Source organism: Bradyrhizobium sp. ERR14, from assembly GCF_014198235.1.
Classification (GTDB): Bacteria; Pseudomonadota; Alphaproteobacteria; order Rhizobiales; family Xanthobacteraceae; genus Bradyrhizobium.
In genome coordinates, this window is the sequence record NZ_JACIHD010000003.1 from 549,016 (window position 1) to 568,884 (window position 19,869).

Below are 19,869 nucleotides of genomic sequence, written 5' to 3' on the forward strand. Positions count from 1 at the left end.
AGGTGGTGGGCACGGCGCGAAGAGCGCGCCTTTGCCCACCCTACGAGAGCTACTTCTTATCTGACACACCCATGTCCGGACCGGGATCGCCGCCTGCGGCTGCGGTCGTGAGCCGTTCCATATAATGCGCCCACCCCGTCGCGTGCGCGGCGGCCTGCGCTTCGCTCGGCAGGCCGCTATGGGTCATGCGCAGCAGCGTGCCGCCGTCACGCTCGATCAGGTCGATCTCGATTAGGCTTGAGCCGGGCGGTACTTCCTGGCCGCCTTCCCATCCGAACGTGTAGGCCAGACGATGCACCGGCACGACCTCGCGGAAGGCGCCGCGGGCGACGCCGCCGCGCGGGCCGACGCCCTTGAGCAGATAGAGCCCGCCCGGATGCGGCTCCGTGGTGGCATCGGAGCCCATCCAGCTCAGGATTTTCTCGGGGTCAGTCAGGTAGGCGAAAACGGTGGCACGTGGTGCCGCGATCTGGGTCTCGCGTCGCACTATGAACGGTTCGGTCATCGGCGATCATCCCTTCGCTGACACCAGGACATGGCGTCGCCAAAGCGGCGCGTCAAGGATTGCCCGTGACAAAGGCCGCCTGCCTTCGCCATGATCGAGCCATGCAGCTCTCCCCGACCCTCGCCTGGCTCGTCGATGCCGCCTCGGATAGCGCCGGAGCTGATCGCCTGCTTGCGGAACTCGGCGCTCATCTGGTCGCCGACGGCGTGCCGCTTGCGGCGGGCGCCCTGACGCTGGAGGTGCCGCATCCTCTGATCGCAAAGCGGACCTGGCTGTGGCGTGCAGACAGCGGCCAAGTGATCGAAGCACTCGGCTTCGCGCCCGGCGGATTGGCGCCCGATCCGCCCAACGATGCCGGCCGCCGCTGGCTGCGCGACATCGCGCGGGGCGAGGTCCACGAAGACGTCATCGGGCGGCCCGATGGGCCGCAGCTTTGTTGGATCGGGCCGCGTCCCTTCACTGCCGACGACATCGGGCAATTGCGCCAGGCCGCGCGTTTTGCAGCGACGCCCCTCGCCGTGCTCGCCGCGCGCGCCACGCTGCGCGCGACGTTAGACGCATATCTCGGCAAGCGCAGCGCGGAGCGGGTGCTGGCGGCACCTCTGCGCCGCGATCTCGGCGAGACCATTCAGGCCGCGCTGCTCTATGCAGACCTCCGCAACTTCACGACGTTGTCGGAAACCTCACCGCCTGCACAGGTCATCGCCGCGCTCGATGCCTGGTTCGACCGCATCGCCGGTGCCGTTCACGCCTTCGGCGGCGAAGTGCTGAAATTCATCGGCGACGGCGTGCTCGCGATCTTTCCGGTGGTCGATGCATCGCCCCGCCGGGCCTGCGAGGCCGCCCTGCGTGCCGCAGGCGCGGCGGAGGCCGGCATGGTCTATCTCAACAAGGAGCGCGGCGCTCAACGGTTGCCGCCGCTGGCATTCGGCGCTGCGCTCCATCTGGGCGAGATGCTGTGGGGCAATATCGGCGCCGCCAACCGGCTCGACTTCACGGCGATCGGTCCCGCTGTCAATCTCGCCAGCCGGCTCGAAGGATTGTGCAAGCCGCTGGGGCGGGCCGTGCTGGTGTCGGGAGCGCTCGCCGCGGAAACGGACATGCCGCTGGTCGCGCTCGGATCGCATTCGCTGCGCGGCATTGCTGCGCCATGCGAGGTGTTTGCGCTGCCGGAGATGCAGAACCGGACATCGTAGCCCGGATGGAGCGCAGCGTAATCCGGGATCGGTGCATACGGAAAGACTGTCCCGGATTTCGCTGCGCTCCATCCGGGCTACGGCAGCGCCTACATCCCGCCCATCTTGCAGACGAGCTTCCACTCCTCCGCTGTCACCGGCTGCACCGACAGGCGCGAATATTTCACCAGCGCCATGTCGGCCAGCTTCTTCTCGGCCTTGATCGTGGCCATCGTCACCGGCGTCTTCAACGGCTTGTCGGCCTTGATGTCGACGCAGACGAATTTATCGGTCTTGTCGGTCGGATCGGGATAGGCCTCCTTGATGATCTCCGCGATGCCGACGATCTCCTTGCCCTCGTTGGAATGATAGAAGAACGCCTTGTCGCCCTTCTTCATGGCGACAAGGTTCTGGCGCGCGGTGTAATTGCGCACCCCGGTCCAGGCCTCGCCCTTGGCGGCCTTCGCCACTTGCTGGTCCCAGGACCACACCGATGGTTCGGATTTCACCAGCCAGTACGCCATGTTTATTCCTCTGACTTGAAGGGGCGCGTCAGCAGCCCCGAGATAGCCGCGTCGATCGTGCTTCGGCCGCTCAGGATCGACGCGACCGCTTCTGATACCGGCAGCTCGATGCCCTGCGAAGCTGCGAATTCAATCAGCACCGGCGCGGTGAACTCACCCTCGGCAAGCTTGCCGGCAGGCGGTTGCTCGCCGCGGCCGAGTGCAAGGCCAAGGGCGAAGTTGCGTGACTGCGGGCTCGCGCAGGTCAGGATCAAATCGCCAAGACCGGAGAGGCCGGCGAGTGTCTCGCTGCGTGCGCCGAGCGCACGGCCGAGGCGCGTCAGCTCGGCAAAGCCGCGGGTCGTCAGGGCAGCCTGGGCGGAGGCGCCGAGCTTGCGCCCGACCGCGATGCCGACTGCGATTGCAAGCACGTTCTTGGCCGCGCCGCCGATCTCGACGCCGCGAATGTCCGTGGAGTGATAGGGACGGAACGTCGGCGAGCCCAGCGCCTGCACCAGTGCGCGCGCCAACGTCTCATCGCCTGCCGCCAGCGTCACCGCCGTGGGCAAGCCGCGCGCGACATCGTCGGCAAAGCTTGGACCCGACAGGATCGCGGGCTGGGCGTGCGGCGCGGCCTCCGCGATCACGTCGGTCATGAATTTGTGGGTGCCGTGCTCGATGCCCTTGGCGCAGGCGACGATCGGCACCGGCCCTGTCAAATGCGAGGCCAGCATGTTGACGGCGCCACGCATATGCTGCGCAGGTGTTGCGATCAGCAACATGTCGGCGTGCGCGGTGAGCGCCAGATCGCTGGTCACGACGATCTCCGCCGCGAGCCGCACCCCGGGCAGGCGCGGATTATCGCGTGTCGAGGCGATCCGCGCGGCATGCTCGGCATTGCGTGCCCAGAGCGTGACGCTCCTTCCCGCCCGCGCCGCCACGGTCGCCAGCGCCGTGCCCCAGGCGCCTGCCCCGATCACCGCGACGGATTGGAATGCAGTCATGGCTAGTATCCCGCCCGGGTCTTGCCGTAGCCCGCCGGTGCCGTTGCGTTGGCGTCGAGCAGCCAGCGCGCGCGGGGCTGCGCTTCCATCGTGTCGGTCAGGCCGAGCGCGAGGCGTTCGGCACCGGCCCAGGCGATCATCGCGCCGTTGTCGGTGCAGAGCGCCGGCGGCGGCATGATCAGCTGGGTCCCGGCTTGCTGCGCGACGGCATCGAGGGCGCCGCGGATCGCCTGATTGGCGGCGACGCCGCCGGCCGCGACCAGGGCGCGCGGCGCGCCGAATTTTTCGCGGAACAGCCTGAGGCCGACGCTCAACCGGTCGGCGGTCGAATCCAGCACGGCGGCCTGAAAGCTCGCGCAGAGATCACTGATGTCCTGCGGCGTGATCTCGGCCAGCCGGCTCGCTTCGGTGCGCACTGCCGTCTTCAATCCCGACAGCGAGAAATTGGCGTCGGGACGCCCTTGCATCGGCCGCGGAAACGCAAAGCGCGTGGCATCGCCGCTTGCCGCCGCGCGCTCGACCTGCGGCCCGCCGGGATAGGGCAGGCCCAGCATCTTCGCGACCTTGTCGAAGGCCTCGCCGATCGCATCGTCGACGGTGGTGCCGAGCCGTACATACTGGCCGACGCCGGTGACCGCGACGATCTGGGTATGGCCACCCGAGGCGAGGAACAGGCAGTAGGGAAATTCGATTCCGTCGGTGAGGCGCGGCGTCAGCGCGTGCGCCTCCAGATGGTTCACCGCGACCAGCGGCGTGTCGTGCACCATCGCGATCGCCTTCGCGGTGGTGAGCCCGACGATGACGCCGCCGATCAGGCCCGGCCCCGCAGCGGCAGCAACACCGCCCAGCTGAGCGAAGCCGACGCCGGCCTCCTGCATCGCGCGCTCGATGATGCCATCGAGCAGGTCGACATGGGCGCGGGCGGCGATCTCCGGCACCACGCCGCCGAAGCGGGCGTGCTCCTCGATTTGCGACCGCACGATGTTGGACAGGATCTTGCCGCTGCCGTCAGGCGAGCGTTCGACCACCGCCGCGGCGGTCTCGTCGCAGGTGGTTTCAATGCCCAGTACCAGCATTGGCGAATTGTTATCCAATTTGCGCCCTTGCGCTCATCCGTAAAGCAGAGTTCTGGTACGTCCGGTAGCATTCCGGGGCCAGATTGCGCAATCGCGACGCGCGGCTTCCTCACGAATGCGTCGCCGCCAATTGGTCCGGGAACACCAGCGATGTCCATCCTTGTCACACGGCCGCATCCCGACAATGAGGCGACGGCGGAAAGCCTGCGTGCGCGGGGCCTTGCGGTGCTGCTTGCGCCGGTGCTCAAGTTCGAGCCGGTCGCCTTCCATGACGAGAGTGAAGCTCCCTACGGTGCCATCCTCGTCACATCGGCCAACGCGATCCGTGCCGTCGCGCCACAATTGCGGGATCTTGGTCTGTTGGAGCTGCCGTTGTTTGCGGTCGGCGAGCATACGGCTGCTGCGGCGCGCGACGCCGGCTTTGCCGAGGTGATCGTCGCCGGCGGCGATGCCGCGTCCTTGCGCGACAAGGTGATGCAGAGCGCGCGCGACAAGGTGCTGAAGAAAAAGAGCACGCTGCTGTATCTCGCAGGCGCGGATCTGTCGCGCGACCTCGGCGGCGAGCTCGGTGCGGAGGGGTTTAGCGTGGTCACGCAGACGACCTATCGCATGGCGCCGGTCAAGCATCTGCCGCGCGAGGTCTGCGAGGGCTTTGCCGCCCACGGCGTCGAGGCGGTGCTGCACTACTCCCGGCGCAGCGCCCGGGCGTTCCTGGATGCGGCCAGGGACGAAGGCGTCGAAATCTCGGCGCTGGCCATACCGCAATGCTGCCTGTCCGAGACGGTGGCCAGCGTGCTGCGTGATGCCGGCGCGTCGCAGGTTCTGGTGGCTGCGACACCGGACGAAAATGCCTTATTTACCACCTTGGAGCGTGCGTTACGCACCCGTTTGGCGTAAGAGGTCGAGCCGAATCCGACGTAATCGGGTCCGTCCCGCGTATGGAAGTGTGAGGAACCGTCACGATGGCCGACGACAAGCCTGAAGACGCAGGATTGGCTCCTGAGTCCGGCCGTGCCAAGCGCACTCCGCCCACCATCGACCTCGAAGCCACCGAAGTCTCGACCCAGCCGCAGGAGCCGGCAGTCGAGCCCGAGGCACCGCCGGCGCCGGAGCACGCCGAGCCTGAGCAGGCAAAATCCGACCAGGTTGACGCAGAGCCGGAGCGGACCGAACCGCAGGCCGCGGTTGCGCCGGCTCCCGTGTCTGCGCCGATGTCGCCCTGGGTCATCGCGCCGTTCTCCGGCGCTGTCGCGGCGGCGGTCGTGATCGCGGTCGGCTGGATGCTGGGCTGGCCCGCCGTGCAGGCACCGCCGGCCACCCCGCAAGTCACGAGCGCGACGGTCGATGCGCTGAGCGGTCGCGTTGCGGCAGTTGAAGCCAAGGCCGGCAAGCCCGTCGCCGATCCGGCCATGGCGGCGCGGATCGACGCGCTGGAGAAATCCGCGAGCGGCTTGCGCAGCGACGTCGCCAATCTGCGTACGCAGTTCGACAAGACCGCGAGCACATTGAACGATGCGAAATCCGCCCCCCGCGCTGCCGCACCCGACCTCGCCGCTCTGAGCGACCGCATCGCCCAGCTCGAGCGCGCCAGCAAGGCCGAACGTGCCGAGCTCGCGCAGCAGGGCGAGAAGATCGCCGATGCGAAGACGTTGGACGACAAGCCGCTGCGCCATGTGGTGGCGGCGGCCCTGCTCGACGTCGCCGTTCGTCACGGCGATGCTTACGAGTCGCAATTGGCCGCAGCGCGGGCGATGGTGACAAAGCCCGATATGCTGAAGCCGCTCGACACCTTTGCCGCGTCAGGTATCCCGACGCCGGTGGCGCTGAGCCGCGAGCTGCTCAACATCGTGCCGAAGCTGTCGCCGCCGGCGGAAGCCCAGACCAGCGGCACGGGCATCGTCGAGCGTCTCCAGGCAGGAGCCTCAAAGCTGGTCCGCATCGAGCGCACCGACGGGGTCGGCAACGATCGTGGCGCCATCGTCGCACGGGTGACGGCGGCGGCGCTTCGCAATGATTTCGTGGAAGCGCGGCGCGAGCTCAAGACGCTGGCCGAGGCCGATCGTGCGCCGGCGCAGGCCTGGCTCGACAAGGCCGATGCCCGCGACGCTGCGCTCGCCGCTTCCCGCAAGTTCGCCGACGATGCCATGGCGGATCTCGTCAAGCCTGCTCAATAAAGCTTCGCGCAATACTAAGCGCGTATAGGGATCGCCATGCTTCGCATCGTCCTCTTCCTTGTCCTGATCGCGCTGGCGGCGGCCGGCGCGGCCTGGGTTGCCGACCAGCCCGGCGATCTCGTCCTGACTGCGGGCAGTTTCCGCGCCTCGACCACGCTTCCCAAATTCGTGTTCCTGCTTGGCCTGTTTGCCGCGGCCGTCGTGCTGGTCTGGAGCATCGTGACGACGATCTGGCGCACGCCGGGGCGTCTGCGCCGCCGCCGCCACGACAAGCGCCACGCGCGGGGCCGCCACGCCATCACCCACGGCCTGCTCGCGATCGGTCATGGTGATACCGCACTCGCCCGCCGGCACGCGGAAACGGCGCGGCGGCATGCGCCGAATGATCCGCTCGCGCTGCTCCTGCATGCGCAGTCGGCGCAGCTCGAAGGCAATCGCGACGAGGCGCAGCGCGTCTTCCGCGCCATGGCCGAGCGCGAGGACACGCGCCTGCTCGGCCTGCGCGGCCTGTTCATCGAGGCGCAGCGCGCCGACGATGCGGTCGGCGCCGTGATGATCGCGGAGGAAGCGATCAAGCTGTCGCCGTCCTCGACCTGGGCCTCGCAAGCGGTGCTCGGCTTCCGCTGCGCGCGCGGCGACTGGAGCGGCGCGCTCGCGATCCTCGATTCGAATTTGTCCGCAGGCCTGATCGACAAGCAGGCCTATCGCCGGCAGCGCGGTGTGTTGCTCACGGCGCGCGCGCTCGAATTGCAGACGATGGACCGCGACGTCGCGCGCGAGAGCGTGATGGAGGCGGTGAAGCTTGCGCCAACCTTGGTGCCCGCGGCCGTGCTTGCGGCAAAATTCGACAGCGAGGCACATCAGGTGCGCCGCGCCATGAAGCGGGTGGAAGCTGCCTGGCTCGCCAATCCGCATCCGGATCTCGCGGATGCCTATGCCCATGTGAAGCTCGGCGATACCGCCTGGCACCGCTTGCAGCGGGTCGAGACGCTCGCGGCGAAGACGCCTGCCGACAAGCCCGGCCATATCGAGGGCCAGCTCGCGATCGCGCGTGCCGCGATCGACGCCTCCGAGTTCGCCCGCGCGCGCGAAGTGCTCGCGCCTTATCTCAGCGATCCGACCCAGCGCGTCGCGCTGCTGATGGCCGAGATCGAGCGTGCCGAGCATGGCGATAGCGGCCGCGCCCGCGCGTGGACCCTGCGGGCGGTGCGCGCCCGTCACGATCCGGCCTGGACTGCGGACGGCTACGTTAGCGACCGCTGGCGCCCGGTCTCGCCGGTCACCGGCCGGCTCGATGCGTTCCAGTGGCAGACCCCGGTCGCGAGCCTGCCTTCGGACAAGGGGACCACGATCGAATCCTCGGCCTTCGAGGAGGCCATGCTGGCGGCCCCGCCGCCGAAGCGGGTGACGGTGGCTCCCAGCGAACGCCCGGCGGAACCGCCCGCGACAGCACCGGCACCAGCACCGGCGCCAGTGCCGGCCGCGCAGGACAATTCGCCCCCGATGGCCAAAGAAGAGCCGGCCGTTGTGACCGCCGAACCGGTCCAACCGGCCCCGGAGCCCGCCGAATCACCGCCGCCGGCGGCGACACCGGTGTTCCGGAGCCGCGCCGACCTCGGCAAACCCGCGCCAGCGCCGATTCCCGCGGTCATTCCGATCGTCCGGGCCCCCGACGATCCCGGGATCGATGACGAGGGTCCGAGTGATGAATTTACGGAACAAATCGGTACACCCAAGGCCCAGGCCGGCGGCTGGCGCGGATTCTGGTCCCGCTGGGGCGCCTGAGCCGCATTTCGAACCCGGCTTGTCCTTGCCAATTCGGGCCATGCCCGATATCAGGAGCGCGCGTATCGGGGCCGGCATCGCCTTGGCCCCGGCAGGGTTCGCCGCAATAGCTCAGTTGGTAGAGCACGTCATTCGTAATGACGGGGTCGGGGGTTCGAATCCCTCTTGCGGCACCAGCGCTCAAGTGTCCGATCCAAGAAGCGCAAGCCTAGGTCCCGGCCATTGCATCCGGCGCATTGCGCGCGATGCCGGTGTCCTTACGATGCTGCCTGGCTGGTGTGTGGGCGTTGGGGCAGGCAGGGCATGGCGAACGGAACCGGGGCCGCGGATCGGAGCGACTGGGTCCGGCTGCCCGGTCTCGTCATCCCAGCGGCGCTGATCACCGCCATCGTCGCCTCCAAATCGCTCGACGCGTCGCGGCTGCACAGCCGGCTGTCCGTTCCCCCGCTCTATGACGACGTCGCCTATTTCGAAGACGCGGTCAGATGGGTGAATGCCTTTGGAAGCCGCGGCGTCGCCGGCAGCGTCTGGGACTTGCTGCATCACCATGCGCCGTTTTCGACGCTGGTGGCGGCCACCGGTTTTTGGTCGTTTCCCGGAAGCTATGTCGGTCCCTATCTCGTTCATGCCGTGATCGTCTTCGGCTTCCTGCTCGGGATCATCTGGCTGGTTCGGCGACGGCCGGTCCTCGAGATCGCATCGTGTCTGGTCGCAGCATTGTGCGTGCCGGTGCTGTGGCACACGATTACCGAGGCGCGTCCCGATCTGCCCTCGGGACTTACCGTCGGCCTTGCCGCCGGTGCCATCGTCTACCGCGGCGTGCTCCGGCGCAGCGCCCGGTCGCTGGCTGGCCTCGGCGTTGCCTGCGCACTCGCCGCCTGCATCAAGCCGACATCGTTCCCGGCTGCGCTTGCTCTGCTCGGCAGTGCATTCGCGATCCGGCTGGTCGTCGATTGCATCCAGGCCGGCGGATTGCGCCTGTCGATCAGGACTGCGCTCGGCGCGCTCGCGTGGTTTGTGCTGCCGTTGATCGCGACCACGGCCGTGCTGATCGGACCCGCATTGGTCGAGACCGTCACCTACATCCTCATGGTGTTCGTCGGCCAGCGCGACCTCTGGACGACGGGCGAAGGATTCTGGCCCGGGCTGCTACGTTTCTCCATCGGTGGAGAGGGACAGTTCGGCCTGCACTATTGGCTCGCCATCGGGTTGGCCTTGATGCTGCTGCGCTTCGTGCTCGCTGCGATCCAGGGCTCGGCCGCGGTGCTGGATGCGGTCGTTCTGCTCGCGACCGTGCTGATTGCCTACGCCATTCCGTCCGTTGCCGAGATCAAGACCTACTTTTTCGGCGCAATGTTCTACGGCGTGTTCATCGTCGCGATGGTCCTCAATGGCTGCGCCAGCATGGCGTCCATGGAATCGCTGCTTGCGCGCACGGCCCTTGCGACGAAGATTCGTCGCGATCTGCTGACGGCGGGCCGGGTGCTTGCGCTTGCAATCGCCCTTGCGCTGTTCGTCAAGCACGTCGTGATCGGTCAGCTCAGCGTGGCGACGCCGCTGAGCGCACAGCAGCAGGACAGCATCCGCGCATCGACCGAGCGTCTCTGGTCGCTTTTGCGCGACGTCAAACCGCCGCCGTCGGTCCCGCTTTACGTCGGCTTTTCGAGTCCCTATCCGGTGACGCCCGCGACCATTCAGTTGTATGCGGCGCAGGCGCGGATGAATCTGGTCGTCCGTGGCGAGATGCTGCATCGAACGGCAGCGGCCACCGCAGAAGCGCTTCTGCAGTCGAATATCCTCGTCGTATCGAGCTCGATCCAGCATACGCTGGTCGGACCGCGGGTCGGCGATGAGCTCATCGCCCGCATGGACGCGGAAAAGGGCGTCTGCCTGCTCGACAGCATGAGCTTTCCGGACGTGACGCTGCGGGTTTATCGGCGGGGGTGTTGATCGCAGCCGGCCGGTTCGAAATTGCTCCGCGATTGTGTGAGGCCAATCACTTAACCCAGGACACCTTCCCCGTAATGTCCCGGGTACGCCAACACGGGGAGATTTCACATGCGCAAGATCATTCTGGTTGCCGCCATGGTCCTGGCTTCCGCTTCTGCCCAGGCAGACGGCTCCCGCAGCCTGTCGCTGTCCGCGGCAGGCGCCCAGGCTCCCGCTCCACTGACCACGCCAACCTCGGCGACCACCTCCACGCCGCAGGCGAGCGAAGCTGCGCCGGCCACCGAGGCGCCGAAATATTCCGATCGTCCGCCGGCAGTGTCGCTCTCTGCGCCGGCCGCCACGGCCACTCCGACCGCTCCGGCGGCGACCACGCCCACGACCACCCCGGCGCCGGTCGCGATAACCAAGCCCGCCACCAAGAAAACGGCAAGGGCGGACAAGCCGAGGTCCAAGCGCTGGACCGAGCGCCGCATCATCAGCGAGCTGCACCGCCACGGCATCTATTGGTAAGCCGCTCGCCAAAAGCAAATGGCCGGGACGAGCCCGGCCATGACGCAAGAGTTTTGGATTGGATAGATGGCGTTTACTGCGAGACCGTCTGCACCACGCTTCCGATCGGACGCGTGTTCGTGCTCGCGGTCGGCACCTTCATGTCCTTCATGATCGCTTCGTCATATTCCGGCAGCGTCTGCAGCGTCGTCTTGGCCTTCATCTGCACGACCTTGTAGCCGCCGGCCTTCAACCGCGCGAGCAGCGTCGGCAGGGCTATGCCGGTATTCTTCTGGAAATCGTGCATCAGGATGATGCCCTTGCCGAGCTTGTCGAGCCGGGTCATCACCGTCTCGATGATCTTTTCCGGCGTCGCGCCCTTGCGGAAGTCGAAGGAGTCGACGTCGGTCGAGAACATCGCGACGTTGCGGGTGCCGAAATAGCTCACGATCGCCGGATTATGCTGGAGCTGCGGAAAGCGGAAGAAAGGCGCCGGGTTGGCACCAAGCGCGAATTTCACCGCGCTGATGCCCTTTTCGACCTCGTCCTTGGCCATCTGCTCGGTCATCTTCTTGCCGTTCAGATTGACGTGCGACCAGGTGTGCGTGCCGACCGTGTGGCCCTGGGCCAGCACCTGGCGCAGGATTTCCGGATGATAGGTCGCGTGCTTGCCGACCGAGAAGAACAGGCCCTTGGTGCATTCATCCGCCAGCGCCTTCAGCACATTAGGCGTGTTCACGGGCCAGGGACCGTCGTCGAAGGTCAGCACGACCTCCTTGTCGGTGAGGAAGTCGAATTGCTTGAAATGGTCGAAGCCGAAGCCGGGGCCGCCGGTGGTGTCGATCTCGACCACGCGGGAGACGCCCAGCGCGTTCGGATTGGCGCAGGTCGATTTCTGCTGAACCGGCATGGCCGGGGCGGGCGCGGGTGCCTGAGCAACCGTTGTCGGCCTGGCCGCGATCGTCGCGGTGGTCTCGACGTCATCCCTGGCGGCGAGCTTCGCCGGTGCCGGCAATGGATCGGCGGCACGGGCGGCAATTGTCTTGGGAGCGGCCTGATCGGCGCGCGAGGAATAATAAAACCAACCGCCGGCGGCGATCACGACCGCCGCAACTACACTGGCCAACATCAGGCCCAACGCATTACGCATCGCTACTCTTTCCAATTACGCAACCAAACCGGCGGAATTTCCCGCGCGACGAGCCATTAATGCGAAGTAACAGTTAACGTGACACCAACACGACGGCGGTTGTGGAGGAATTTCAGGGAGGTGCGCCAAAGTGACCGACGTCACAGTCGGGGTGCCGCCCGTGACCATCATCACAGTGGAAACTGTTTTGCTGGAGCATCGTAGTTCCCATCAACAACGGGCACCGTTGCGACGGTGCCAATGGGAGCTTCAAATGACCAAGTCTCTTGACACCAAGCCTCTTGACACCAAGTCCTTCTCTGCCAGTCTCCGTGACGCCAGCCTGGCGCTCGGCTTGGCCGCCATCGTCTCACTCGTCGCGACGAGTTCGAGCTTCGCCTTCTCGGCCGAGGCGCAGCAGCAGTGCACCGGCGACGCCTTCCGCCTGTGCTCGTCGGAAATCCCCAACATCCCGAAGATCACGGCGTGCATGATGAAGCATCGCTTGGATCTCAGCGCTGGCTGCCGCGCGGTGATGGACAAGGATCTCGCCAAGGGCGCGTCGCGCAAGGTCGCTGACGCCCAGGACAAGCAGTAAGAGCACGCAACACTGCAATCGTTGCGTCGGTTAGCTCCCCTCGCGATACGCCCCGGCGTCAAGCCGGGGTCACGCGGCGGCGCCATGCAGCCCGCCAATAAAGCCGTTGCGGCTGAGGGATCGTCGCACTAGCTTCGCCCGCACATTCTTCCGGGTAAGAGGCATTACGCGATGACCAGATTTCTTTTCATTCTTCCTTTGCTGCTCGGCGCATCGGTCGCATCCGCGCAGCAGCAGCCGGGCCACGATGCCTGCGCGCGCGACGTCACCCGCTTCTGCCGTGCCGTGATGAACAATGGCGATGGCGCCGTGCTCGCCTGCCTCAAGCAGCACCGCACGAAGCTGAGCAAAGGCTGCGACAAGGTGCTGACCGAGCACGGGCAGTGATTGTCGTCCCGGCCTAGATCGCAACATTTCGGGCCCTACGGAGCGTCCATGGTCATTCCCAACTGCCGCTTACCTGATCGTCATATGCTTGCGATCAAGCCGCCGTCAACGCGAATGACGCTTCCCGTGATGTAGCTAGCTCGATCACTCGCCAAGAACGTGACGACGTCGGCATATTCTTCAGGCCGACCGTAACGACCAAGAGGAATCGACGCCACGCTCTCTTCGGTGACTTTGTCGACACTCCGCCCCTCCTTCTTCGCTTTCGTTTCGTCCAGGAAGCGGATCCGACTGGTTGCAATGCGGCCAGGCAACACGATGTTCGCGGTAATGCCGTCGTCTCCAACTTCCCGAGCGAGAGTTTTCGACCATCCGACGAGCGACAGCCGCAGCGCGTTCGAAATGCCGAGGTTCGGAATCGGCGAGACGACGCCTGAGGAAGTACTGGTGATCACCCGGCCCCATTTTCGCGCGCGCATGCCTGGTAGAACCCTGTCAGTCAAGGCAACAACCGAGAGCACCATGGAATGGAAATTGGACGACCAAAGCGCCGGGTCTTGACCGGCAGCAGGCGTCGGCGGCGGGCCACCGGTGTTGTTGACGAGAATGTCCACCGGGCCGAACGCCTTCTCGATCGCACTGACGTTCCGGTCGATAGCCGAAAGATCGGCAAGATTCCAGGGTAGTGCCAGGCTTGCACCGTTCTCGCGCAAGATCGCGGCTCTCCGCTGCTCGAGAGCCGCCACATCAATATCGCCGAGCGCCACGCGAACACCCTCATGAGCCAAGGCGCTCGCGATCGCACCGCCGAGGCCACCGCCGGCGCCCAATATGAGTGCGGTTTTTCCCGCTAGACCCAAATCCATTTCGATTATCCTTCGGCTTGGTTGAAGTTAGTTTGATTAGTTGAGCCAATATTCGCCGGATGATCTGACCACGCGATCGCGGCAGACGCTGGACCCGCGACAGGAACCCACGCGAGCTTGGTGCGCAAATTCACAGCCAAGATTGCTCGATCAGTGAGAGAGTATCTTCGACAGAAACTTCTGCGCGCGATCGCTCCGCGGCTTATCAAAGAAGTCAGCCTTGTCCGCGTCTTCGACGATTTCGCCGCGATCCATGAAGATCACTCGATTGGCTACCTTTCGGGCAAATCCCATTTCGTGGGTCACCACCATCATGGTCATACCTTCACGTGCGAGGTCCACCATGACGTCGAGCACTTCGCTGATCATCTCAGGATCAAGCGCAGAGGTCGGCTCGTCGAACAGCATGGCGATTGGATCCATTGCCAGCGCGCGTGCGATAGCCACGCGCTGCTGCTGGCCGCCGGAGAGTTGGGCCGGGAATTTCTGCGCGTGCTCCTTCAGGCCGACACGATCCAACAGAGCCATACCCTTCACCACCGCCTTTTCATGCGATCTGGCCAGCACCTTTTCCTGAGCCAGGCAGAGATTGTCGATGATCTTGAGGTGAGGGAAAAGTTCGAAATGTTGGAAGACCATGCCGACGCGCGATCGGAGCTTCGGCAGGTTGGTCTTGGCATCATTGACGTTCGTTCCATCGATTATGATGTCGCCGCCCTGGAAAGGCTCTAGGGCGTTGACGCACTTGATTAGCGTGGATTTCCCCGAACCGGAGGGACCGCAGACCACGACCACCTCGCCCTTGGCGACGTTCGTGGTGCAATTCTTGAGCACCTGAAAGGTGGTGCCGTACCATTTATCGACGCGTCTGATTTCGATCATGATTGGCTCTATCGAATGATGGCAATGCGCGACTGCAGGCGGCGGACGCCAAAGGATGCGACGCAGGAGATGACGAAGTAGACGATTGCTGCGAACAGATACATTTCGACCAGCCGGCCATCGCGTTGTGCGACCTTGCTCGCAGCACCGAGAAAGTCCGGAATCGAAAGCACGTAGACCAGCGACGTGTCCTGGAACAGCACGATGGTCTGGGTCAGAAGAACCGGGAGCATGTTCCGGAAAGCTTGCGGCAGAACGACGTACCGCATGCTTTGGGCATAGGTCAGGCCGAGCGCACTTGCAGCTGCCGGCTGTCCGCGCGAGATCGACTGGATTCCAGCCCGCATGATCTCGGAGAAATATGCGGCCTCGAACATGATGAATGTGGTAAGCGAGGACGCGAACGCGCCGATGCTGATCGGGCGCGAGGCGCCGGTCACCCATTGGCCAATGTACGGGACCAGGAAATAGAACCAGAAGATGACGAGTACCAGCGGCAGCGACCTCATGAAGTCGACATAGAGGCCCGCGATACGTCCGAGCGGCGCGCGACCGGACAACCGCATCAGGGCGATGGCGGTGCCGAAAATCAGTCCACCTAGGGCTGAGAATGCCGTCAGCATGAGCGTGAAGGTCATCCCCTCGTAGAACAGATACGGCAGGGCGCGGCGGATGACGTCGAAATCCAGATTTGCGAGCATCCTCATTTCCCCGTGATGTAGCCGGGTATCGCGACGTAGCGCTCGAGCACGCGCATTCCGATCACTACGACCACGTTGACCAGAAGGTATAGAATGGTCGCCGCTGTGAACGCTTCGAAGACCTGGAATGAAAACTCCTGCATCGAGCGCGCTTCCCCGGTCAGTTCGAGCAGACCAATGGTGATCGCGACGGAGGTGTTCTTTATCGTACTTAGGAACTCGGAGGTCAGCGGCGGCAGGATGATGCGAAATGCGATAGGCAACAGGACATAGCGATAGCCCTGCACTGTAGTCAGCCCAAGCGCTGTCGCCGCCTGCCTCTGGCCGCGGGGTAGCGAGCTGATGCCGGCCTGAAGCTGCACCGCAATGCGTGCCGACATGAAGAAGCCGATGCCGATCGCGGCAGTCCAGAACGGCGCATTCGGCAGGTGTTTGAGCCACAATCCCGCGGACTTCGGCAGAAATTCCGGCAGGACGAAGAACCACAGGAATAGCTGCACCAAAATCGGGATGTTGCGGAAGAACTCGACGTAAGCAAAGCCCACCCAATTAGCGCGCTGCGATGGCAGCGTGCGCATCACGCCGACCACAGCCCCTGTGACCAGCGCGATGAACCAGGCTAAGAGTGCCGTTTCGAGAGTGACCACCAATCCCGACAGCAACATATCTAGATAGGTGCCAGTCCCCAACGGATTTGGCTGGAAGAAGATCATCAAATTCCAATTGTAGTTCACGATCCCCCCACGCCGACGGACATGTTGCAACTCCTCCTTTCGTGCTGATCTACGATCGAGAGATGCGTTCTCCTTTCGAAAAGACCCATCACCTCCAAGGCGAGCTTTCGCGCCGCGTCGAAGAGCAGGTGCCCCAGAGCTCGGTCAGCGCGACGCGTATTCCTCATCCGCCGCACAACCGACGCCGCCCTCCGCCGTCAGAACTTTGGGCTCGTGGCCCATCGCAGAGGAGGTCTTAATCCGTGAATCCAAGTCCGTCCGCGCTCCCGAGCGCTCCCCCCGATCACTTGTAGTCGTCCGGATTTGGGGAATCAGAAGGCTTGGCGAACTCGTGCTTCAGCTCCGTCGATATCGGCGTGTTGAAGTTCAAGCCTTTCGGCGGGATGTTCTGGGTGAACCATTTGTCGTAGAGCCTCTGGCCTTCTCCGCTTGTGTAGAGCTCTGCGGTCGCGGCATCGACGACCTTCTTGAAGGGCACGTCGTCCCTGCGAAGCATGATGCCGTACGGCTCGGGCTTCGAAAACGCGTCGCTCGAGATGACGTAGTCCGACGGGCTCTTTGAAGTCGCAATGAGACCGGCGAGCAGGACGTCGTCCATGACGTAGGCGACGGCGCGATCAGTCTCGACCATCAGAAATGCTTCAGCGTGGTCCTTGGCCTGAATGATGGTAGCGCCGAGATGGCGGGTGAGATTTGCTTCGATGAGCTGCTTGACGTTGGTGCTGCCGGCTGCCGATACGATCGCCTTACCCTTCAGGTCGTCGATCGATTTGATGCCGCTGGACTTCTTCGTCAGATATCGGCTGGCGGTGAGGAAGTGTGTGTTGGTGAACCAAACCTGCTTTTGCCGTTCAGCATTGTTGGTCGTCGAACCGCACTCGAGATCTATCGTTCCATTAGCCAAAAGCGGGATGCGTGTTGCCGCAGTCACCGGGTTGAGCTTGACTTCGAGCTTGTCGAGTTTGAGATCCTTCTTCAGAGCGTCGATGACCTTGTAACAAATATCCATCGCGAAGCCGATCGGCTTCTGATTGTCGTCCAGATAGGAAAAGGGGATCGAAAAATCCCGGTAGCCCAACGTAATCGAGCCGGTGTCCTTGATGTTCTTGAGAGTGCCCGTCAGCTCCTCGGCGCCTGCCGCTCCAGCGGTAAAGGTGGCAACGAGCGCGAACCCGAGATTGCAGAAATACTTCACTTCATGTCCCTCCTTTGATGGAGCCGCCCGGACCGCGTTGAAAGGCCAGGCAACCACGACCGCCGACGATGCCGCTACACGAGCGAAGGCTCGTCCGATCGGCCGTCATTTCCGCCCCGTGCTTAAGTCGGCCGCTTTCGAAACAGGCATCACAAGGCGACAGGGCCGGTGAGCTCATGACGTTGCAGCCCCGAAGCCGTGTCGTCCCCGAGCGAATACCGACCTGATTTCCGTGAAAACGCCGGCCTCGATAAGTGACCTTGATTGCTCTAATTGATATCAACAGTACAATTGCGAATGTGATCGCGTCAAGGGTTTTCATGCAGATTCGGCTCAATTCGTCGCGCAGGAGCGCCGGAGCCGCATCATAGTATTGTATTATTGATGCATCCGGGTCGCGCCTGATGCGTGCGCGAGCACAACTTGGACGGCGCTTCGTAGGAGATGCGCTCGTTATGCGGCCGTGTCAGCAAGGCGGAGCTTGCTCACGTGCATGCCCTTCGTGCGGGGGCGTACGTTCCGCGACGTCGAACCGCTAGCTCCGTGCGATATCCAAGTGCTTCTTAGGCGCAGCCCTGAAAGCCGCATTGAGGTGCTCCGCCATCAGTTGCGCGGCCGCGCGCCTGTCGCCGGAGCCAATCGCGTCCAGGATCTTCAGGTGCTCTCGACACCAATCTTTCACACGCCGGCGGTTTGCATATCCGCCGAATTCCAAGAGCCGACGCATGCGGTTCTGCTGCTGGATCGCCTGCACGAAAAAATTGTTGCCGCTAAACTCGGCGATCATCTCGTGGAACTGAGCGTCTGTTTCGAACAGCAGCGTAGACCTAACCGTTCCGATATTTGGATGTGCCTCCAGGAAAAGGTGCTGACGTCGAGCCTTTTCTAGCGCAACGCTGTCTACTTGGAATGTGTCGAGCAGAATTCCGGCAGGCTCGATCGTCTTTCTGAAATCATAGCTGCTGCGTAGAGCAATTTGCGAGTCTATGGTCGGCTGAAAGGTCCAGCCGCGGCCGCTATTTCGCGAGAGCAGCCCATCGTTTTCTAATTGCGTAAGTACTTTCTGGAGCAATGCACGATCGACCTCGTATCGCCGCGCGATTTCGGACTGAGTGAAGGATTCGTTCAATTTGCCCGATAACCGCTCATCGACAATTTTGGCATAGAGATCCTGCTCTGCCGTCGTGGGCACCTCCATGTCTACGGCATGAAGCTCTTGGGGCCCCGCCTTTAGAAAAAAGCCCTGATTTTTCCTGGATTCCAGAATCCCCTGCTTCTCGAGCAAGCTGAGCGCCGCCCGAGCCGGCGTTCTGGACACTCCCAGCATTTCGCTGACGTGTTGTTCACGCAGGTGATGTCCGGGCCCAAAGCGAGCGTCGCGCACAAAATCCAGTATTTGATTAGCGAGTCGATAGCTGGATCGAGACATCAGTTCGAGCCTACCTCTAGTTGAGACCGCGCTGTCCAGGTGACTTAGAGTCCACGGCTCGCATCCTATGTGTGGTTGTCCGAGCGCATTCCAAAGCAGCGAACACCAGATACTGATCTTCTAGGCAATACAGCTCTAAAAAACGAGTGTCGGAAAGCCTACGGCGGGATTTTGCATAGGAAACCCATCTCCGCTTTCAGCGCCAATCCTATCCGGAGCGCCGATCGCCAGACGCCTGGGGCAACGCCGAGCCTTGACTCAATCTCTTCGTAATTGTACTATATGTCTACATTAGAACAATTACTATTCCGACCAGCCCCACAATGGAGACATCATGAAGCTCGAGACTAGCGCCAGCGGCGTCTATCCGATCGCGCCGACGCCATTTCATGAAGATGGCCGAATTGACTTTGCATCCATCGATCGCTTGAGCGACTTCTATACGGAGATCGGGGCGACGGGGATGACCGTACTGGGTGTGCTGGGGGAGGCACCCAAACTCGACGGCGCTGAAGCATTGGAAGTCGCCGCCCGCTTCGTCAAGCGCGCCCCCAAGCTTCCGGTGATCGTCGGGGTCACTTCTGCCGGTTTCGCTGCGATGCGCACGTTGGCGTCCGCCGCTATGGATGCCGGCGCCGCCGGCGTCATGATCGCTCCGCCCAACACCTTGCGGACCGACGATCAGATCGTGACGTACTATGCTCAGTCGGCAGACGCGATCGGGTCCGACACGCCGTTTTGCATCCAGGATTACCCGCTGAACTATTCAGTCGTGATGTCGCCCACCGTCCTGAAGCGCATCATCACGGACAATCCGTCTTGCGTGATGGTGAAGCATGAGGATTGGCCCGGCCTGGAGAAGATTACGACGCTGCGCAAATGGGAAGCAGACGGAGCTCTGCGTCACGTTTCCATTCTCTGCGGCAACAACGGTCTCTTCCTCGATTTCGAGATCGAGCGCGGCGCGGACGGCGCGATGACCGGCTATCCATTTGCCGACATGCTCGTGGAGCTCATAAACCTGGCTCGGTCCGGGCAACGCGACGCCGCTCACGATCTGTTCGACCTCCACCTGCCTCTTCTCAAGTACGAACAGCAGCCTGTTGTCGGGCTGAGTGCCCGCAAATACATTCTGGCTCGCAGAGGTCTCATTTCTTCGCCAGCTCAGCGTAAACCCGCCGGCGCGTTCACGGAAGCAGCGCGCTCCGAGGTCGACTACCTGCTTTCTCGGATCGCGCGCTCAGACAAGCGTGGAGCCTGCAACCCGCTGAAGATCTGAGCCTCATA

The 19,869-nt window shown here is 63.6% G+C and carries 20 protein-coding genes and 1 tRNA gene; 10 read left to right on the forward strand and 11 right to left on the reverse strand.

All coding sequences use genetic code 11. The annotated features are described in order from the left end of the window. Window positions 1-49: 49 nt before the first annotated feature. Window positions 50-505: an SRPBCC domain-containing protein gene (locus GGD62_RS12370; RefSeq protein ID WP_018323601.1), complete on the reverse strand. Its 456-nt coding sequence runs from the start codon at window positions 503-505 to the stop codon at window positions 50-52. 101 nt (window positions 506-606) lie between these two features. Here GGD62_RS12370 and GGD62_RS12375 point away from each other — a divergent pair, with 101 nt between their 5' ends. Then, entirely contained in the window at window positions 607-1,701 is a 1,095-nt protein-coding gene (locus GGD62_RS12375; RefSeq protein WP_183708656.1) for an adenylate/guanylate cyclase domain-containing protein, read from the forward strand. A gap of 89 nt (window positions 1,702-1,790) precedes the next feature. Here the strand turns inward: GGD62_RS12375 and GGD62_RS12380 are convergent, their stop codons facing one another. The 3 genes from GGD62_RS12380 to tsaD are packed head-to-tail and all read right to left on the reverse strand — an operon-like array spanning window position 1,791 to window position 4,263. Beyond that, entirely contained in the window at window positions 1,791-2,204 is a 414-nt protein-coding gene (locus GGD62_RS12380; protein ID WP_183708657.1) for an EVE domain-containing protein, read from the reverse strand. A gap of 2 nt (window positions 2,205-2,206) precedes the next feature. Then, complete coding sequence (locus GGD62_RS12385) at window positions 2,207-3,187, reverse strand: NAD(P)H-dependent glycerol-3-phosphate dehydrogenase (RefSeq protein ID WP_183708658.1); 981 nt, start codon at window positions 3,185-3,187, stop codon at window positions 2,207-2,209. Window positions 3,188-3,189: 2 nt separating this feature from the next. Next, on the reverse strand, window positions 3,190-4,263 hold the full coding sequence (gene tsaD / locus GGD62_RS12390) for a tRNA (adenosine(37)-N6)-threonylcarbamoyltransferase complex transferase subunit TsaD (RefSeq protein ID WP_183708659.1): 1,074 nt from the start codon (window positions 4,261-4,263) through the stop codon (window positions 3,190-3,192). A gap of 150 nt (window positions 4,264-4,413) precedes the next feature. Here tsaD and GGD62_RS12395 point away from each other — a divergent pair, with 150 nt between their 5' ends. The 6 genes from GGD62_RS12395 (at window position 4,414) to GGD62_RS12420 (ending at window position 10,682) form a co-directional block, all read left to right on the forward strand. After that, window positions 4,414-5,160 (forward strand): uroporphyrinogen-III synthase, encoded by a 747-nt coding sequence (locus tag GGD62_RS12395; protein WP_092261502.1) that lies wholly within the window; start codon window positions 4,414-4,416, stop codon window positions 5,158-5,160. A 65-nt stretch (window positions 5,161-5,225) separates the two neighbouring features. Continuing rightward, on the forward strand, window positions 5,226-6,437 hold the full coding sequence (locus GGD62_RS12400; RefSeq protein ID WP_183236499.1) for a COG4223 family protein: 1,212 nt from the start codon (window positions 5,226-5,228) through the stop codon (window positions 6,435-6,437). Between the two features lie 36 nt (window positions 6,438-6,473). Beyond that, entirely contained in the window at window positions 6,474-8,222 is a 1,749-nt protein-coding gene (locus tag GGD62_RS12405) for a heme biosynthesis protein HemY (protein ID WP_183708660.1), read from the forward strand. Between the two features lie 100 nt (window positions 8,223-8,322). Then, window positions 8,323-8,398: transfer RNA gene (locus GGD62_RS12410), tRNA-Thr, on the forward strand. A 127-nt stretch (window positions 8,399-8,525) separates the two neighbouring features. After that, window positions 8,526-10,172 carry a hypothetical protein gene (locus GGD62_RS12415; RefSeq protein ID WP_183708661.1) on the forward strand — a complete coding sequence of 549 codons (1,647 nt, stop codon included), beginning with the start codon at window positions 8,526-8,528 and terminating at the stop codon, window positions 10,170-10,172. Between the two features lie 108 nt (window positions 10,173-10,280). Beyond that, on the forward strand, window positions 10,281-10,682 hold the full coding sequence (locus GGD62_RS12420; RefSeq protein ID WP_183708662.1) for a hypothetical protein: 402 nt from the start codon (window positions 10,281-10,283) through the stop codon (window positions 10,680-10,682). A gap of 73 nt (window positions 10,683-10,755) precedes the next feature. On the opposite strand, the gene GGD62_RS12425 is transcribed toward GGD62_RS12420, so the two are convergent. Beyond that, a complete protein-coding gene (locus GGD62_RS12425) occupies window positions 10,756-11,811 on the reverse strand; it encodes a polysaccharide deacetylase family protein (protein ID WP_092261497.1) in 1,056 nt (351 codons plus the stop codon). 253 nt (window positions 11,812-12,064) lie between these two features. Between GGD62_RS12425 and GGD62_RS12430 the strand changes: the two genes are divergently transcribed. Further along, the gene (locus GGD62_RS12430) at window positions 12,065-12,388 is read left to right on the forward strand and encodes a hypothetical protein (RefSeq protein WP_183708663.1); all 324 of its coding nucleotides are present in this window, start codon (window positions 12,065-12,067) and stop codon (window positions 12,386-12,388) included. A gap of 171 nt (window positions 12,389-12,559) precedes the next feature. Continuing rightward, entirely contained in the window at window positions 12,560-12,775 is a 216-nt protein-coding gene (locus GGD62_RS12435) for a cysteine rich repeat-containing protein (RefSeq protein ID WP_018318984.1), read from the forward strand. A gap of 80 nt (window positions 12,776-12,855) precedes the next feature. On the opposite strand, the gene GGD62_RS12440 is transcribed toward GGD62_RS12435, so the two are convergent. The 6 genes from GGD62_RS12440 to GGD62_RS12465 all read right to left on the reverse strand — a co-directional run bounded on the left by GGD62_RS12440 (window position 12,856) and on the right by GGD62_RS12465 (window position 18,582). Then, entirely contained in the window at window positions 12,856-13,641 is a 786-nt protein-coding gene (locus GGD62_RS12440) for an SDR family oxidoreductase (RefSeq protein ID WP_183708664.1), read from the reverse strand. 150 nt (window positions 13,642-13,791) lie between these two features. Further along, entirely contained in the window at window positions 13,792-14,523 is a 732-nt protein-coding gene (locus tag GGD62_RS12445; protein ID WP_183708667.1) for an amino acid ABC transporter ATP-binding protein, read from the reverse strand. Between the two features lie 8 nt (window positions 14,524-14,531). Further along, on the reverse strand, window positions 14,532-15,224 hold the full coding sequence (locus tag GGD62_RS12450) for an amino acid ABC transporter permease (RefSeq protein WP_183708669.1): 693 nt from the start codon (window positions 15,222-15,224) through the stop codon (window positions 14,532-14,534). Between the two features lie 2 nt (window positions 15,225-15,226). Continuing rightward, on the reverse strand, window positions 15,227-15,958 hold the full coding sequence (locus tag GGD62_RS12455; protein WP_183708671.1) for an amino acid ABC transporter permease: 732 nt from the start codon (window positions 15,956-15,958) through the stop codon (window positions 15,227-15,229). A 283-nt stretch (window positions 15,959-16,241) separates the two neighbouring features. Further along, a complete protein-coding gene (locus GGD62_RS12460) occupies window positions 16,242-17,153 on the reverse strand; it encodes an amino acid ABC transporter substrate-binding protein (protein ID WP_183708673.1) in 912 nt (303 codons plus the stop codon). A gap of 535 nt (window positions 17,154-17,688) precedes the next feature. Next, window positions 17,689-18,582 (reverse strand): GntR family transcriptional regulator, encoded by an 894-nt coding sequence (locus tag GGD62_RS12465; RefSeq protein ID WP_183708675.1) that lies wholly within the window; start codon window positions 18,580-18,582, stop codon window positions 17,689-17,691. Window positions 18,583-18,916: 334 nt separating this feature from the next. Between GGD62_RS12465 and GGD62_RS12470 the strand changes: the two genes are divergently transcribed. Beyond that, window positions 18,917-19,861: a dihydrodipicolinate synthase family protein gene (locus tag GGD62_RS12470; protein WP_183708676.1), complete on the forward strand. Its 945-nt coding sequence runs from the start codon at window positions 18,917-18,919 to the stop codon at window positions 19,859-19,861. The last annotated feature ends 8 nt before the right edge of the window (window positions 19,862-19,869 follow it).

What these genes read in the sequence shown, in the direction of transcription:
- GGD62_RS12375 (WP_183708656.1), top strand. Translation starts at nt 607, where the DNA reads ATGCAGCTCTCCCCGACCCTCGCCTGGCTCGTCGATGCCGCCTCGGAT.
- GGD62_RS12440 (WP_183708664.1), bottom strand. Translation starts at nt 13,641, where the DNA reads ATGGATTTGGGTCTAGCGGGAAAAACCGCACTCATATTGGGCGCCGGC.
- GGD62_RS12400 (WP_183236499.1), top strand. Translation starts at nt 5,226, where the DNA reads ATGGCCGACGACAAGCCTGAAGACGCAGGATTGGCTCCTGAGTCCGGC.
- GGD62_RS12430 (WP_183708663.1), top strand. Translation starts at nt 12,065, where the DNA reads ATGACCAAGTCTCTTGACACCAAGCCTCTTGACACCAAGTCCTTCTCT.
- GGD62_RS12470 (WP_183708676.1), top strand. Translation starts at nt 18,917, where the DNA reads ATGAAGCTCGAGACTAGCGCCAGCGGCGTCTATCCGATCGCGCCGACG.
- tsaD (WP_183708659.1), bottom strand. Translation starts at nt 4,263, where the DNA reads ATGCTGGTACTGGGCATTGAAACCACCTGCGACGAGACCGCCGCGGCG.
- GGD62_RS12415 (WP_183708661.1), top strand. Translation starts at nt 8,526, where the DNA reads ATGGCGAACGGAACCGGGGCCGCGGATCGGAGCGACTGGGTCCGGCTG.
- GGD62_RS12450 (WP_183708669.1), bottom strand. Translation starts at nt 15,224, where the DNA reads ATGCTCGCAAATCTGGATTTCGACGTCATCCGCCGCGCCCTGCCGTAT.
- GGD62_RS12385 (WP_183708658.1), bottom strand. Translation starts at nt 3,187, where the DNA reads ATGACTGCATTCCAATCCGTCGCGGTGATCGGGGCAGGCGCCTGGGGC.
- GGD62_RS12380 (WP_183708657.1), bottom strand. Translation starts at nt 2,204, where the DNA reads ATGGCGTACTGGCTGGTGAAATCCGAACCATCGGTGTGGTCCTGGGAC.
- GGD62_RS12435 (WP_018318984.1), top strand. Translation starts at nt 12,560, where the DNA reads ATGACCAGATTTCTTTTCATTCTTCCTTTGCTGCTCGGCGCATCGGTC.
- GGD62_RS12395 (WP_092261502.1), top strand. Translation starts at nt 4,414, where the DNA reads ATGTCCATCCTTGTCACACGGCCGCATCCCGACAATGAGGCGACGGCG.
- GGD62_RS12405 (WP_183708660.1), top strand. Translation starts at nt 6,474, where the DNA reads ATGCTTCGCATCGTCCTCTTCCTTGTCCTGATCGCGCTGGCGGCGGCC.
- GGD62_RS12370 (WP_018323601.1), bottom strand. Translation starts at nt 505, where the DNA reads ATGACCGAACCGTTCATAGTGCGACGCGAGACCCAGATCGCGGCACCA.
- GGD62_RS12425 (WP_092261497.1), bottom strand. Translation starts at nt 11,811, where the DNA reads ATGCGTAATGCGTTGGGCCTGATGTTGGCCAGTGTAGTTGCGGCGGTC.
- GGD62_RS12445 (WP_183708667.1), bottom strand. Translation starts at nt 14,523, where the DNA reads ATGATCGAAATCAGACGCGTCGATAAATGGTACGGCACCACCTTTCAG.
- GGD62_RS12420 (WP_183708662.1), top strand. Translation starts at nt 10,281, where the DNA reads ATGCGCAAGATCATTCTGGTTGCCGCCATGGTCCTGGCTTCCGCTTCT.
- GGD62_RS12465 (WP_183708675.1), bottom strand. Translation starts at nt 18,582, where the DNA reads ATGTCTCGATCCAGCTATCGACTCGCTAATCAAATACTGGATTTTGTG.